This is a genomic window from Staphylococcus simulans (genome assembly GCF_002902285.1).
Lineage (GTDB): Bacteria > Bacillota > Bacilli > Staphylococcales > Staphylococcaceae > Staphylococcus > Staphylococcus simulans.
In genome coordinates, this window is the sequence record NZ_PPRU01000007.1 from 96,259 (window position 1) to 112,396 (window position 16,138).

Consider the following 16,138-nt stretch of genomic DNA (forward strand, 5'->3'; position numbering starts at 1 on the left):
AAAGTGTCTAGATGTTTATAATCCAATAATTGTTCCAGAATCATGGTATATAGACACCGCTTTGTACAATGTTATTTAAAATTTTAAAAGTATTGAACAATCATATATGCAAACGTACGCAAATGGAGTATAATCAGTTTGACAGATTATTCAGATTAATTTATAACCTATTGACTTTGTGAATGTATTCACATAATATATTAGATAGGATATGAATTACTCTACTATACAACTTTTAGAATTGAGGGAGTAATTATGACAAAAATTAAATTTTTTGGTACACGTGATTATGAAAAAGATGTAGCTTTGAACTGGGCTAAAGAGAATGATGTTGAAGTTTCATTCTCAAATGACTTCTTAAGCTATGATACTTTGGATCAGCTTGAAGGGTTTGACGGCGTTACAACAATGCAATTCGGCAAACTTGAAAGAGAAGCTTACCCTAAATTAGAAGCAATGGGCATCAAACAAGTCGCACAACGTACTGCAGGTTTTGACATGTATGATTTAGAATTAGCGAAAAAACACGGTATTATTATCTCAAACGTGCCTAGCTATTCTCCTGAAACAATTGCGGAATACTCAGTAGCTGCTGCATTAAATCTTGTACGTAGATTCCCACGTATTGAAAAACGTGTTCAAGACTATGACTTTACTTGGGATGCGACAATTATGGCAAGACCAGTAAAAGACATGACAGTCGCAATTATCGGTACAGGACGTATCGGCGCATTAACTGGTAACCTTTTCGCAGGCTTCGGTGCTAAAATTGTAGGTTATGATTTATATCCAAATGATTCATTAGATTTCTTAGAATATAAAGATACGATTGAAGAAGCAGTTAAAGATGCGGACATCGTTTCTTTACACATGCCAGGTTCTGCAGACAACCACCACATTTTCAATAAAGAAATGTTTGCGAAATTCAAAGATGGCGCAATCTTAGTTAATGCAGCACGTGGTGCAGTTGTAGATACAGAAGCATTAATCGATGCGGTCAATGAAGGCAAATTAACAGGCGCAGCTGTCGACACTTACGAGTTCGAAATGCCTTACTTCACATTTGACTTTACTGGTAAAGAACTTGAAGATGAAACATTCAAAAAATTAATCGAAAATGACAGAATTCAATTAACACCACATATCGCATTCTTCTCTGATGAAGCGGTACGTAACTTAGTTGAAGGCGGATTAAACGCTGCACTTAATGTCATCAAAACAGGCGATACACCAACACGCTTGAACTAATTATTGTGAGTCGAAGTTATTTTATATAAAGGAAGTCGGATCAGCTCAACTGATCCGGCTTTTTAATTTGTTTCATTTACACAAAAAACAGGTGAAGACTTCAAATCTCCACCTGTTTGATGTGTTGTGTATTAATGTTTAATGCGATTTAAGCCACGGTTTTTAAAGCCGCCGACTTTATATGCGATAAATAATAAGATTAACCAGAATGGTGAGAAGTATAAGGCTACTCTTGTATCTTCAGCTAAGAATAAAATCGCGATGACAATAATGAAGAAGACAAGGGTACTATATGAACCAACTACACCAAAGAAGTTTTTAAATTTTGAAGCAGCATGTAATTCAGGATGTGCTTTACGATATTTGATATAACAAACTAAAATGATTGTCCAAATAAAGATAAAGAAAATTGTTGCGACTGTAGTTACGACTGTGAATACAGTATCTGGAATAACATAGTTCAATAATGCTGCTAAGAATAAGACAACCCCTGAGAAAATCAATGCATTGTATGGTACCCCGTGACGATTGGCTTTACCTAAAGCTTTAGGTGCGCTGTCTGAAACAGCTAAACCATAAACCATACGACTGTTACTGAATAATCCGCTGTTTGCGGCACTAGATGCTGAAGTTAATACCACAAAGTTTACGATACCCGCAGCAGCTGGAATACCGGCTAAAACGAATAAGTTAACGAATGGACTTTCTTTAGGATCTAATTTATCCCATGGTGTGATACTCATAATAACCATTAAGCTTAAAACATAAAAGATGATGATACGAATACCGACGCTGTTAATGGCTTTCGGTAAGTTCTTTTCTGGATCTTTTGTTTCACGTGCAGTAACACCGACTAATTCAATCCCTACGAAACTAAATACTGCCATTTGGAAAGCGAGTAAAAAGCCCATAACCCCATTAGGGAAGAATCCGCCGTGAGAGTAAAGGTTGCTGAAACCACTTTGAATGTGGTTAGGTGATGAGAATCCAGTAAAGATTAAATAAAGACCAATGACAATTAAGAATAAAATCGCAATAACTTTAATGATCGCAAACCAGAATTCGATTTCCCCATAAGCTTTAACTGTCATTAAGTTTAGTGCGAGTAGTAAGATAACTGTGATAATCGCTGTTAAGTAAGGTGGGAAAGACGGCCACCAGAAATTAATATATTTAGTTACAGCTGTGATGTCCGCAATACCTGTAGCTACCCAACAAAACCAGTACGTCCAACCTGTAAAGAAACCAGCCATATGGCCTAAATAATCTTCCGCAATATCAATAAATGAATTGTATTGACTGTTTGATAAAAGAAGTTCACCTAATGCACGCATCATAATGAACAAGAAGAACCCGATAATGATGTAGGCCAAAAGAATGGATGGCCCAGCTAACGCAATACTTTTCCCTGCCCCCAAGAAAAGCCCCGTACCGATAGCGCCCCCGATGGCGATCAGCTGAATGTGACGATTGGTCATACTGCGTTTTAAATCATTGTTTTCCATGATGTTACACCTCTTTGTAGTTTTTATATAGAGAACGGATGGCGTGCAGAGTGAAACTGCGAACTGCATATCATCTATTTTCTTTTTATGTTGTACGGAATAGAATATGTGTATGGAAGTATTATACACTAACTTTAATGAGTTGCGTGACTAATTTTTAATTTTTCTAAATCAAATTTCAATGAAAGCGTTTTATATATGATTTTAGAAGATAACATCATACATTATGAGATTTAGGGTAAAAAATGACTGAGCGAGTGAATTATTAAAAAGATAAAATAAGGCGCAGAATCAAAGGAGAAGGTAACAGTGAAAAAATTAATAACGGGATTGCTTTTTGCGTCTATGACATTGATATTATCAGGATGTGCTTCTTCAGAAGTGAAAGAAGTCAAACAAGAGGCCAAACAAGAACCGACGCAAAAAGCACCGCCACAACAAGAACACAAGAAAGATACTGGATCTGCGAAATCAGAAGGACAACAAGTGGATTTAAATCCGTCTATCTTTGACAAGAAGAAAAAGAATCAAAAATTGAGTAAAGCAGAATTAAAACAAGATATCCAAACGTATTTGAATGCTGATCATGATATCACACGTATTTATGAACACTATCAACAAAAGCTGCATTCAAAAGAAGGGCTTTCTAAACGCGATGCAAAACATATTGAAAAAGCCAGTGAGCTAGCAAGTACGAATGATAATAACTTTGCGCAATATATTAATGAAAATCGTTTACCGAAAGGTTATGACGGACATGCGCATAAAATTAATCGCTACATTACAAACTCTAACCAATACCTCAGAGATATCGATGAAAAAATAGATACTGCAATTGCTTCTTCAAAAAATGGACGTGTTTCTGTAAAAGAAGTCGGTGCGATTGAAAAAGGAAACGATAAACCTAACAAACGTGAACAAAAGAAAATTGAAAAAATATTGGAAGAAGAAAATATAGATACACGAGCATTCAAATAATCATGAGGGCATTCTTTTTGGAATGTCCTTATTTATTTATGAACCTTTTCTTGAGTGAAACAAGTGTATAATGGAGTCAAGTTCTTAAAGTATAGATGAATAATAGAAATAAGAAGGTGATCTATATGACATCAGTTCTAGAAATTAATAATCTCACAAAACGCTTTGGTAAATTCGAAGCACTCTCTAAATTAAATATGAGGGTTGAAGAAGGAGAAATCTTCGGCTTTATTGGTCCGAACGGTTCAGGTAAATCAACGACAATTAAGACGATGTTAGGCCAATTAAAACCAAGTTCCGGGAGTGTTACGTTATTTGGTAAGGATGCGTTTAAAGAAGCAGTAGCCATACATGAACGCATTGCGTATGTCCCAGGTGATGTGAATTTGTGGCCGAATTTAACTGGAGAAGAAGTTATTGAGTTCTTATTAAGTTTACAAAAGTCAGTGAACCATGAACGTAAACAAATGTTAATTCGAGATTTTGAGTTGGATATTCACAAGAAATGCAGTACGTATTCTAAAGGGAATCGACAAAAAGTTGCTTTGATTGCCGCACTAAGTATGGAAGTAGATTTGTATATTTTTGATGAACCAACGTCTGGTTTAGACCCATTAATGGAGCGCGTCTTCCAACATCATGTAAAAGCGTGTCGTGAGCGTGGAAAAACAGTGCTATTATCAAGCCATATTCTTTCTGAAGTAGAACAACTATGTGACCGTGTAGGAATTATACGTAAAGGTGAATTAATAGAAACAGGCACATTAGATGAAATGCGTCATTTAACACGTATGCGCTTTACCGTCATGACACAAGAGATACTAACACATTTAGAAGCGCAACCAGGTGTACATGATGTAACCAAACAAGATGAAACGTATCAATTTCAAGTGGATACTGATCAAACCAGTACAGTGATTCAATATTTAAGTCGCTTCAACATTAAAAAGTTAGAAAGCCAACCGATGACTTTAGAAGATTTATTCTTACGACACTATGGCGAGCAGCTAAAAGAAGGTGAGTAAGATGACACAAAAGCGACTGACACTTTCTAAGATAATGTTGTTTTATTTGAAGCGGAATAAATGGTCTATCATCTTTTGGTTAGTAGGATTAATCGCATTAACCTTAATGATTCCACAATCATTTTCGAATTTGTATCCTGATAAACAAGCATTAGTACCACTGTTTGAAATGTTTAAGAATCCTGCGATGCAAGCGATGCTTGGTAAATTCTCTTTAGACCAAATGACTATAGCGACGATGTTCAACTATGAGATGTTGATGTTTACTGTGATTCTCGTCAGTATTATGAATATCTTATTTGTTTCGAAAGATTCAAGAGGGGATGAAGAAGCGGGACGTTTAGCGATGTTATCTGCTTTACCGATAGGACGTACGACATTGATTTTGAGTACGATAATTCAACAAGGAATCGTTAATGTCATTTTAGGTATATCAATCAGTATAGGCTTGATGTTTACAGGTATTGATCATTTTACTGTTGAAGGCGCATGGCTATACGGCATGCTTATTGCGATATCAGGTTTTATGATAAGTATGTTGACATTACTTGTCGCGCAATTAACCACGACACAAAGTCAGACAACAGGCATCAGTATCAGTTTGTTATTGATAATGTATTTAATCCGTGCCATAGGCGATGTGTCGGCTTCTTGGCTTTCTTACATTGTTCCCCTTGGTTGGATCACACGCGCTGATATTTATAGTCATAATCATTGGTGGCCGGTTGCTGCGTTATTTGGAATATCTCTCATATTATTAATTATTGCGGAGATATTGAATAGACACCGTGATATGGAGTCTGGGTTATTGCCAACGTTTAAAGGGCATTCGCGTGCATCATCTTTATTAAAATCACCTTTAGGACTACAACTTCATTTACAGCGTACGGGAATAATCGTTTGGGCTATAGGTATGTTGATGTTAGGTTTGTCGTATGGTTCGGTATTTGGAGAATTAGAAAATTTCTTTAAAGAAAATCCGCTGTTACAAAGAATGTTGACTGGCAAAGGAAATAACTATGCTGAACAATTTGTGCCGATATTGATGGCAATTATGGGCATGATTTCAACCATACCTGTTTTAATGGCAATCTTTAAAATCCAAAAGGAAATCAGATTAAGCCATACAGAAAGTATACTGGCTTTGCCCATACATCGCATACGTTATTTAATGAGCTTTATTTGGATTGGATTGATCAACAGTGTCTTGATGATCAGTTTAGCTGCGTTAGGAATGTATATGGGTGCTGTCTCAAGTATGGATAAACCTATTGCTTTTAATAAAATCTTCACTGCAGGGTTAGTTTTTATTCCAGCAATATTAGTCTTTGCGGGATTGGCTGTCTGTATTATCGGTTGGTTTAAGAAAGGGAGTTTAATTGTCTATCTCTATTTAGCTTATTCTTTCTTAGTCGTATATCTAGGACAATTATTAAATATAAAGCAATGGTTGAAAAAAGTGACGCCGTTTGGGCATGTACCACGTCTGCCGATTGCGGATATGGATTGGTCTGCGACTATAATTATGCTTGTGATAGCAATGATACTATTTATTTCAGGTATTGTTGGTTTTAAATATAAAGATATTTCTTAGACATGAATATAGAAAACAATTCGAAAAAATTAAATTCTAATCGCTGATATATCTTTTTCTATGGAAATATGGTAGATTTAGAGGGTCATTACAGAGCATGGAGGAGAACATGGAACAAACATTACCTAATTGCCCGAGCTGTGGTTCGGAATATACGTATTTAGATGGTGCGATATTTGTCTGTCCGATGTGCGGACATGAATGGACGCAAGATTCAGTAGAAGAAGCTGAGGAAGCGTTAAAAGTACGAGATGCCAATGGTCAAGAATTACAAGACGGTGACACTGTGACAGTGATTAAGGACTTGAAAATCAAAGGTGCTTCATCTGTGATTAAGCAAGGTACGAAAGTTAAAGGTATCCGTCTGGTAGATCCTGAAGACGGTCATGACATCGATTGTAAAATTCCAGGTGTCGGTCAAATCGGTTTAAAATCGATTTATGTTAAGAAAATCAAATAGTATTGCGTTGATGTAAACAGATATCAGCGTAGGAAAGCCCTCCTATTCAAACCGAGTAGGAGGGCTTTTTGTTAATGTTTGTATTTAAGTTTTCGTTTTAAAACGGTACTGATGATATCGCTGATTAAACAAGTAGCAAATAACAGTGATACAAAAATAATGTTAGTAGTGCTTTCAATTTTAAATCTTGCTGAAAAACCATTTGTTTGCATATTAAAGTAGAAGTTAATGGACAATAAAACTAATAAAGCAATAAAACTGACAATCGTGACAATATCGGCAACACGCTTAGCAAAAGAAAGATTCATAGTAGACACACCTTCTTTGTATGTGATTTATATTGCTTTTCTTAATTGTAATATAACATATTTTTTAATTGAATGATTGTAGAATCTAACCTCTTATCACATGAATAATCATTAGTCAGACTATATAATAGAGGTGTATCTAAAATATGAATTGATGATTGAACACAAAAAGGGGTTGTGCACATATGAAAAAATTAATTCAAGATAAAACTACAATACTTTCAGATATGTTAGAGGGTTTAGCACTTTCAAATCCCGAGCAAACTGTCATTTCTGAGACGGTTGTTGTTAGAAAAGAGAAAAAGCAACAAGGTGTTGCGTTAGTTTCTGGCGGAGGAAGCGGACATGAACCTGCACATGCAGGCTATGTTGCACAGGGAATGTTAGATGCGGCAGTATGCGGTGAAATCTTTACATCTCCGACACCGGATAAAATTTTAGAAGCGATTAAAGCTGTTGATAATGGTGACGGTGTCTTATTGATTATCAAAAATTATGCCGGAGATGTTATGAACTTTGAAATGGCGCAAGAAATGGCTGAAATGGAAGGTATCAAAGTCGGTAAAGTGATTGTCAGAGATGATATTGCGGTAGAAGATAAAGAGATGCGCCGTGGTGTAGCAGGCACAGTTTTTGTGCATAAGTTTGCAGGTTACCTTGCTGAACAAGGTGAATCGCTAGAAACGATTGTAGAACAAACTGAAGCATTATTAGCTGACATGCGTACTATTGGTATGGCGCTTACACCGCCATTTGTACCATCCACTGGTAAGTATGGCTTTGATTTAGAACCTGGGGATATGGAAATCGGTATCGGTATTCATGGGGAACGTGGATTGAAGAGAGAAGCGGTTAAACCTATCCAAGATATTGCGACTGAATTGGTTCAAGCTTTGAACGAAGAAGTCCAAGCGAAAGAAGTCATAGTGATGGTAAACGGCATGGGCGGCACACCGCTTTCAGAATTAAATATCGCAGTGAAGTATATCCAAGCAGCACTTGAAGCAGAAAATGTTTCAGTCAAAGACTGGTTTGTCGGTGATTATATGACATCGTTAGATATGCAAGGTTTTTCATTAACGTTATTAGAAAGTACTGAGGACCGTTTGAACGCATTAAACGCACCGACAACAAGCCGTTATTTCGGATAACGCACAAGGAGGAAATGAACTATGAATGCAGAAACATTAAAACAACGTTTAATTCATTTACAAGAAATTTTTCAAGAACGTGAAGATACATTAACAGAACTTGATCGTGCCATTGGTGATGGTGACCATGGTGTCAACATGGTCAGAGGCTTTAATGCCTTACCACAAGCATTAGAAAATGCGGACACAGTCCAAGATGTTTTGAAAACAACAGGAATGACTTTAATGTCTAAAGTTGGTGGTGCTTCAGGTCCATTATACGGTTTCAGTTTTGTCAAAATGGCACAAGTTGCGGAAGATGAGATTACAGAAGACAACTTACCTCAATTGTTAGAGGCATTTTCACAAGCGGTACATCAACGCGGTAAAGTTGAACTAGATGAAAAAACAATGTACGACGTGATTGAAAGAGCGAGAGAAGCGGTAGAAAATGGAGAAACTGTTGATATCGCATACCTTCAAACACTCGCAGATAATACAGAAGATTTAGTTGCGACAAAAGGACGTGCAGCTTACTTCAAAGAAGAGTCAAGAGGTCACACAGATCCAGGTGCACAAAGTAGTGTTTATATCTTAAACGCATTGATAGGAGATGAGTAAATCAATGACAGCGATTATTGTAGTCAGTCATAGTGAAGAAATCGCAAACGGCATCAAAAAACTTATTAGCCAAATGGCTGAAGGCGTGCAAGTGATTCCAGTCGGCGGCAGTGACGGTACTATTGGAACATCCTTTGAACCTATCCAACAAGCAATTGAAGGTTTAAAAGACGATGCGATTTGTTTCTATGATTTAGGTTCAGCAGAAATGAACTTAGATATGGCTATTGAAATGTACGATGGACAATATAGAGTAGAGAAAGTAGAAGCACCTATTGTAGAAGGCAGCTTTCTAGCAAGTGTCAACATCTCTACTGGTATGAGTTATGAACAAGTTGTAGAATCAGTTGAAAGTGAATATAGATAAAAATAACGGCGCATTTGTGTAAGCAAGTGCGTCGTTATTTTATTTAGTATAGAGTAGAAATGCGTTAAATGATATAATTTTATAAAGGAATTGTGCGAAGTAGAAAAGCATCAAAATATAGATGCTTTATTTTTAAATACTACATCAATAGAAAATACGAAAGAGTGAAGACTATGAAAAGAGTGATTACATACGGTACATATGATTTACTGCATTACGGCCATATTGAATTGTTGAGAAGAGCAAGAGAAATGGGAGATTATTTAATAGTTGCCCTTTCAACTGACGAGTTTAATAAATTAAAAAATAAGAAGTCTTATTATAATTATGAACAAAGAAAGATGATGCTGGAGTCAATTCGTTATGTTGATTTAGTAATTCCCGAAAGTAATTGGGATCAAAAAACGAAAGATGTTGACCGTTATGAAGTAGATACTTTTATTATGGGACATGATTGGGAAGGCGAATTTGATTTTCTCAAGGACAAATGTGAAGTGATTTACCTAAAACGTACAGAAGGCATATCTACTACTCAGATAAAAAAAGAACTTTATGGAGACAAAAGATAATATATTCAAGTTAAGAAGCTGAAATTGACCTATAGTTAGTAAATATTATAGGTAATTGAAGCTTCTTTTTATATTAAATGTAAAACTTCCTTACAAGTGTTATACTTTTGTAAAGATTCATTAAACTCTATTAAATATATTAAGTTTATACTAATGAGTAAATGTATGTATGAACGTATTTTCGAAATAAATGCATAATTGTTTGCAAAATACATAGTAGAGTATGTGTTTCATCATAAATAAAGAAAAACGAATGAAAGAGTGGACAGTATGAAGAGAGTAATTACTTATGGAACTTATGATTTATTACATTATGGACATATTGAATTATTAAGACGTGCAAGAGAAATGGGAGATTATCTTATTGTGGCATTGTCTAGTGATGAGTTTAATAAAATTAAGAATAAAAAATCTTACTATAGCTATGAACAAAGAAAGATGATGTTAGAATCAATTCGTTATGTAGATTTAGTAATCCCTGAAAATGATTGGGGCCAAAAACAAAAAGACGTTGATCGATATGAAGTAGATACATTCGTGATGGGGCACGATTGGGAAGGTGAATTTGATTTCTTGAAAGAACAGTGTGAAGTCATTTATTTAAAACGTACGGAAGGTATTTCTACGACACAAATCAAGAAAGAGTTATACGGTAAAGAATAAAGCTTTTGTTTTAATGTTGATAAAAAAGATAAATAGGAGTGTCTACATTGAATAAAGTAAGCGGATTTATACTGAATCAAGCGAAAAGAAAATATAAGTTTATTGAGCAACCTGTCAAATCGAAGTTTAAGAGCAAGTATGTCTTAAAAACAACGAAATATGCGAACTTTTATAAAAAGAACAAAGTTAACGATAGACAAATAGTTTATCAAGCACGAGATGGTAAGAGTATGACAGACAGCCCTTATGCAGTTTTTAAATATCTATTAAGAGATAAGAAATATAAAAAATTAGAACATATCTGGGTTGTAGATTCTGAGAAAAAACGTAAAGCATATGCTAAACAATATAAATCATTTAAAAATGTGCGATTCATTGTAAAAGAAAGTGACGATTATTTAAGTGTACTTACAACTGCTAAGTATATTATCAATAACTCAACTTTCCCCGCTTATTTTACAAAGAAACCAGAACAAGTGTATGTAAATACTTGGCATGGCACACCTATTAAAGCTATGGGCCTAGATGTAGAAGATAACTTAGTCGGCTCTCAAAATATTATTAAAAACTTTTTAAGTGCAGATATATTAGTCAGTCCGAACCCTCATACAACAGAAGTGTTCAAAAGAGCGTTTAGTTTAGAAGGTATTTATAATGGTGTTTTAGCTGAAATTGGTTATCCAAGAATTGATTTAACGTTGAATAGTGATAAAAAAGATGTACGTAAACATTTAAAACAAAATGGTCTTAAATTAAAGAAACGTAAAACACTTTTATTTGCGCCAACATGGCGTGGGACTGATGTTAATAACCCCGAAGATAGTGTGGCTGACATTCATGAAATGGTCTTAGAACTTGAAAAGAAAACAGAATATCAGGTTATTGTTAAAGTACATCCTTTTGTTTATAAAACAGCATTAAATTATAAAGAACTAAAGCCATATCTTGTTCCTGATTCATTTGATACGAATGAATTGTTAGCAGCTGTAGATTTGTTAGTAACGGATTACTCTAGTATTTTCTTTGATTATCTTGTAACAGATCAATCTATTGTTTTTTATGCGCCTGATTATGAGGATTACAATAGTGACCGCGGACTTTATATTAATACAGATCTACTTCCTGGACCGTCGGTCTATGACATAGATGAGCTTGTATCAGCTGTTAATGAAGCGGAAACAAACCAAGATGTATATCAAACTAAATATGAGCGTTTTAAAGATTTATATGTTCCTTATGAAGATGGACATGTAACTGAACGTCTTGTTAACAAAATGTTCCAGCCAGTAGTTAGTAATCAAGAAAACGCTAAGAAGAAAATATTGATGTATCCAGGCGGAATGAAAAATAATGGTATTACTACATCTGCAATTAATTTATTAGAAAATATTGATTACGATAAATATGATGTAACGATTTTCTTGGGAGATACAAAGAATCGTGAAATCTTAGATAATTTGAAAGAAGTTAATAAAAATGTACGTATTATCTTAAGAAAAGGACCTTTATTAGGTACTACTTTAGAGAAATACAGAGATATCTTTGTTAAAAATAGAGGTGTTAAATCTGTATTGGAAGAATCAGTTTATCCAACAGAAGTATTTGAACGCGAATTTAGAAAGATTTTCGGAATTTCAAAATTTGACGTTGTAGTAGACTTCAGTGGTTATTCTATGTTCTGGTCAAAAATTCTATTAGGAACAGAATCTAAACGTAAACTAATGTACCTTCATAGTGACATTAAGAGTGATATGAATCGTAACGTAAATGGTATACGTCCGCATTACCAAAACTTAAAAGGTGTCATCAGTTTATATAATCGTTTTGACTATTTAGTCAGCGTTTCAGAAGAAACATGTAGAATTAATAAAGAAAACTTAGCAACGTCTAAAACAAAAGATAAATTTACATCAGCTATGAATACAATTAATTTAACACGTATTAATAAATTAAAAGACGAAGATACAGATTTCTTTATGCATCGCGGACAAAAAGTATTAGCATATTTAAATAATGGAGAAATCGTGAGTGTTCCGTTTAATGATCAAGATTTCAAAGTTATGGCGATGGGTAGGCTTTCTCCAGAAAAAGGCTTTGATATTTTAATTGAAGGCTTCAAAGATGCAGTTAAAGAAAATCCAACTGCGAAATTGTACATTTTAGGTGAGGGGCCGTTACGCTCTAACTTAGAACAATTGATTCGCAAACTGCAATTAGAGGACAATGTTTTCTTGGTGGGTCAAAAACGAAATCCATTTAACATTATGAAGCAATGTGATGTCTTTGCGTTAACTTCTCATTATGAAGGGCAGTCTATGGTGTTGCTTGAAGCGTTAACAGTTGGTGTTAATGTACTTGCCTCAAACATCCCGGCTAACAGATATGTTTTACGTTATGGTGACTTCGGAATTCTTACAGAAAATGAACCAGAAAAAGTCGGTGAAAACATTAAGAGTTTCATGAATGGTCAGATTCCTGTCTTTGAAACATTTAAAGGACAAAACCATAATGAAACTGCACTAAATGAGTTTTATTCATTATTAGATTAATAAAACGGTTAAAGATAGGCTTGCGCGCCATGCGTAAGTCTATTTATTTTTGAAAATAACTTTCGATAGAACTAAATAGTGTTCTTAACTCTATTGCGTAAATGATGTAAGTTACATATAATTAATAATGATGAACGTATTTGTGAAAACATATCTCTTTTAAATATCGCTTGCTGATATTTAAAAGAATTTTTTATGTATTCATTGAAAGCGTTTTAATACTAGGGATAAATATTAAGGGAGTACGCAAAATGAAAAAGAAAGTAGATCTGACATATGCGCGTGCTATTTTTTGTGTCATTATCGTTATTGTTCATGCAATGACAGGTTTTGTGAATGATCCGCATATCACAGAGTTCCAAAAACGAAGCGCAAGTTACATTCAAGTCTTATTATTTAGTGCGACACCGTGCTTTATTATGTTATCTGAAATGTTGTTAGGTATGAGGTATTCTAAACATATACCTAATAACTTTTTAACTAAACGCGTGAAGTTTATTTTAATACCATACATTTGCTTTGCATTATTTGTGATTGTCGAGATATATTTTGATCCAAGTAAAAATTTCTCAATGAGTCACTTATTGATTAATATTTTGTTAGAAGGTAAATTCTTTGGATGGTTTGTACTGGTTATTTTCCAATTCTTTGTATTACATATGTTGTTTTATAAAGTGCTAGATCGCATGAAACCACTTATACCTATCGTTGTGTCATTAGTTATTAGTTTTGGACATGCTTTTTTAATGTACTATAGTACAACTTATTTAGAGTTTTGGAATACGTATTATCCATTATTTAACCGTACAATTATTTTGAATTGGTTGTTTTACTTTGTTATCGGTTTCTATATAGGTAAGAACTTTGATGCAGTGATGCAGTATGTGCAACAAAAAGTACTATATGTACTTGGGGCACTTTTACTAAGTGGACTAGTTATAGCATTCGATTTCTTTGTGTTGAACGTTACATGGAGAGAATCAAATCGTTTTGACCTATTCATCTTCACAGCAGCATTCTTTGTTTTAGCTATTTATGTCGCAAAACAATTAAGCCGATATCACTTAACAGCTTTATATATGATTAGTGAAATCTCGTTCTTTATCTATTTATCACATCAAATTATTATCCAACATATTTCTAGAGGACTAGCTTCATTTGTGAAGTATCCTTTCGCATTCTTTACATTAACTACTATATTCACACTAGGTTTTTGTGTAGGCTTAGCTATCATACTATCTTTCTTCCCATACGTAAGAATAGTCGTTGGCAGAAACACACTTTATCCGATGGTGTTGAACAATTATAGTATTAAACCAGAACCAGAAGTATCAGTAAAAGAATAATTTCAAAATAAGCGTATTATGTCGAGAACTTAACCTAACGTCATAATGCGTTTTTATTTATGGTTGATTGTGTATGTGGGTATTTCTTTAATGGAAATTATTTTCTGCTAGCAAATAAAGGCTTATAAATAAAATATAATCAATGTGAAACGATGTTATAAGTTTTGGAATATAGTATAATTACTTGAACAGTTATTAGTCTTATTACATCGGAGGAAATACAATTGATTACTAAAGACAAGGCTAAAGAGATAGCGAAATTTATTACGAAACCTATTGAAGAGAACTTATTAAATGAGAGAATTCGTCTAAACGCGTATTATCTAGATTGTATTCGTTTGAATAAAGTGAATGAACAATCGATTTTATTAGAATCATATCACGGAGTTAATTTTACGGGAAATGCTTATGCATTGTTTAGAAAATTAGTTGAATCATACCCGAACTTTAAATGCTATATTGCAATAAAAAATACAGAAGACCCTATGATTAAATGGCTGGAAAAAGAATATAAAAATAAAAATTTCTCAGTTGTTGAATATGAAAGCAAAAAATATTTGAAGTTATTAGCAACATGTAAGTACTTAGTTAATGATACATCGTATATGCCATATTTTTGTAAAAGAAAAGGGCAAGTTTATTTAAATACATGGCATGGAACACCACTTAAAACGTTGGGGAAAGATATTAAAAAAGCTGGATTTAATGATCATAAAAACATACAGAAAAATTTATTTTCTGCAGATAAATTAGCTATGCCTAATAGATTTACTGCTGAAAAACTGATTAAAAGTAATGATTTGGATGGTATTTTAAATGCTGAAATCGGAATATTTGGTAATGCTCGAGTAGATTTAACGTTAAATAGTAATCGAGAAGCTATGTTAACCAAGTATAATTTAGTGAACGATAAAAAAATTGTGCTTTTTGCACCAACATGGAAAGAAAACGGTTCTGTTGATGAGAGTGTAAAACAACTAATTGAACAGACTAATTTAATACAAAAAGCATTGGGTAGTGATTACCATGTATACCTAAAAACTCACTATTTTGTTTATGAACAAATGATGAAAATGGACTATGGTAATCATATGATTCCTAATTGGGTTGATACTAATGAAATTTTGTCTACTGTCGATTTATTAATCACTGATTACTCAAGTATATTCTTCGATTATTTACCGTTAAAAAAACCTACTCATTTCTTTATGCCTGATAAAGCAGAGTATGAATTTGAGAGAGGAATGTATTTAGATTTAAAAACCTTGCCAGGTAAAATTTCAAATAATATAGAGGAATTAGTTGAAAATATCCAAGTCAAAGAGAATGAATACTTAATCGAATATAAGGAAAATATCGATAAATATTTGGAATTATATTGTTCTCAAGATAACGGAGATTCTGTAACAAACACTTTGAAATTTATGTTTAGTGATTTGTCAGGAGAAAAATTATTTAAGTCAACAAAAAAAATAGTAGTATTTTATGGTGGTGGATTTTACAACAATGGGATTACTAATTCAATTATTAATCTAAGTAAAGTCTTTAATTATGATAAATATGAATTTGTTATCATAGAAAATCAGTTAGTTAATGAAGAAAAGCTTCAAAACATGGAACGTCTGGATAAAAGAGTGCATGTTATTACTAAGTTTTCTTATACCAATCGCAATATTTTTGATACTATTAGTCAAAATTTATTGTATAGACAAGGATTTAATTCAAAATTCATTATAAAAAGTCATTTGAAGAAATATTTTTCAATGGATTTTAAA

15 protein-coding genes are annotated in these 16,138 nt (G+C 33.7%); 13 read left to right on the plus strand and 2 right to left on the minus strand.

Going from position 1 to position 16,138, the window contains the following annotated elements; genetic code table 11:
* Positions 1-255 precede the first annotated feature (255 nt).
* Positions 256-1,248, plus strand: coding sequence for a D-lactate dehydrogenase (locus CD112_RS01755; RefSeq protein ID WP_103363749.1), 993 nt, complete (start codon positions 256-258; stop codon positions 1,246-1,248).
* 131 nt (positions 1,249-1,379) lie between these two features.
* Here the strand turns inward: CD112_RS01755 and CD112_RS01760 are convergent, their stop codons facing one another.
* Positions 1,380-2,753 (minus strand): amino acid permease, encoded by a 1,374-nt coding sequence (locus CD112_RS01760; RefSeq protein WP_103363750.1) that lies wholly within the window; start codon positions 2,751-2,753, stop codon positions 1,380-1,382.
* Positions 2,754-3,062: 309 nt separating this feature from the next.
* Between CD112_RS01760 and CD112_RS01765 the strand changes: the two genes are divergently transcribed.
* The 4 genes from CD112_RS01765 (at position 3,063) to CD112_RS01780 (ending at position 6,810) form a co-directional block, all read left to right on the plus strand.
* Positions 3,063-3,731 carry an NDxxF motif lipoprotein gene (locus tag CD112_RS01765; protein WP_103363751.1) on the plus strand — a complete coding sequence of 223 codons (669 nt, stop codon included), beginning with the start codon at positions 3,063-3,065 and terminating at the stop codon, positions 3,729-3,731.
* Positions 3,732-3,856: 125 nt separating this feature from the next.
* Entirely contained in the window at positions 3,857-4,756 is a 900-nt protein-coding gene (locus CD112_RS01770; protein WP_023015569.1) for an ABC transporter ATP-binding protein, read from the plus strand.
* 1 nt (position 4,757) lies between these two features.
* Positions 4,758-6,350 carry an ABC transporter permease gene (locus CD112_RS01775; RefSeq protein WP_103363752.1) on the plus strand — a complete coding sequence of 531 codons (1,593 nt, stop codon included), beginning with the start codon at positions 4,758-4,760 and terminating at the stop codon, positions 6,348-6,350.
* Positions 6,351-6,459: 109 nt separating this feature from the next.
* Entirely contained in the window at positions 6,460-6,810 is a 351-nt protein-coding gene (locus CD112_RS01780) for a zinc ribbon domain-containing protein YjdM (protein WP_103363753.1), read from the plus strand.
* 71 nt (positions 6,811-6,881) lie between these two features.
* Here the strand turns inward: CD112_RS01780 and CD112_RS01785 are convergent, their stop codons facing one another.
* Complete coding sequence (locus CD112_RS01785; RefSeq protein ID WP_103363754.1) at positions 6,882-7,118, minus strand: hypothetical protein; 237 nt, start codon at positions 7,116-7,118, stop codon at positions 6,882-6,884.
* 185 nt (positions 7,119-7,303) lie between these two features.
* On the opposite strand from CD112_RS01785, the gene dhaK reads away from it, so the two are divergent.
* The 8 genes from dhaK to CD112_RS01825 form a co-directional block, all read left to right on the plus strand.
* Positions 7,304-8,269, plus strand: coding sequence for a dihydroxyacetone kinase subunit DhaK (gene dhaK, locus CD112_RS01790; RefSeq protein WP_070462755.1), 966 nt, complete (start codon positions 7,304-7,306; stop codon positions 8,267-8,269).
* 21 nt (positions 8,270-8,290) lie between these two features.
* Complete coding sequence (gene dhaL / locus CD112_RS01795) at positions 8,291-8,869, plus strand: dihydroxyacetone kinase subunit DhaL (RefSeq protein WP_057510060.1); 579 nt, start codon at positions 8,291-8,293, stop codon at positions 8,867-8,869.
* A gap of 4 nt (positions 8,870-8,873) precedes the next feature.
* A complete protein-coding gene (dhaM, locus tag CD112_RS01800; protein ID WP_002479950.1) occupies positions 8,874-9,236 on the plus strand; it encodes a dihydroxyacetone kinase phosphoryl donor subunit DhaM in 363 nt (120 codons plus the stop codon).
* A gap of 173 nt (positions 9,237-9,409) precedes the next feature.
* Positions 9,410-9,805, plus strand: a complete 396-nt coding sequence (tagD, locus tag CD112_RS01805; RefSeq protein ID WP_103363755.1) for a glycerol-3-phosphate cytidylyltransferase — start codon at positions 9,410-9,412, stop codon at positions 9,803-9,805.
* A 270-nt stretch (positions 9,806-10,075) separates the two neighbouring features.
* Complete coding sequence (tagD, locus tag CD112_RS01810) at positions 10,076-10,468, plus strand: glycerol-3-phosphate cytidylyltransferase (RefSeq protein ID WP_002479946.1); 393 nt, start codon at positions 10,076-10,078, stop codon at positions 10,466-10,468.
* A gap of 47 nt (positions 10,469-10,515) precedes the next feature.
* Positions 10,516-13,017, plus strand: coding sequence for a glycosyltransferase (locus tag CD112_RS01815; RefSeq protein WP_103363756.1), 2,502 nt, complete (start codon positions 10,516-10,518; stop codon positions 13,015-13,017).
* A 251-nt stretch (positions 13,018-13,268) separates the two neighbouring features.
* Complete coding sequence (locus CD112_RS01820; protein WP_103363757.1) at positions 13,269-14,363, plus strand: acyltransferase family protein; 1,095 nt, start codon at positions 13,269-13,271, stop codon at positions 14,361-14,363.
* 224 nt (positions 14,364-14,587) lie between these two features.
* A partial coding sequence (locus CD112_RS01825; protein WP_103363758.1) for a CDP-glycerol glycerophosphotransferase family protein occupies positions 14,588-16,138 on the plus strand: 1,551 nt, incomplete at its 3' end.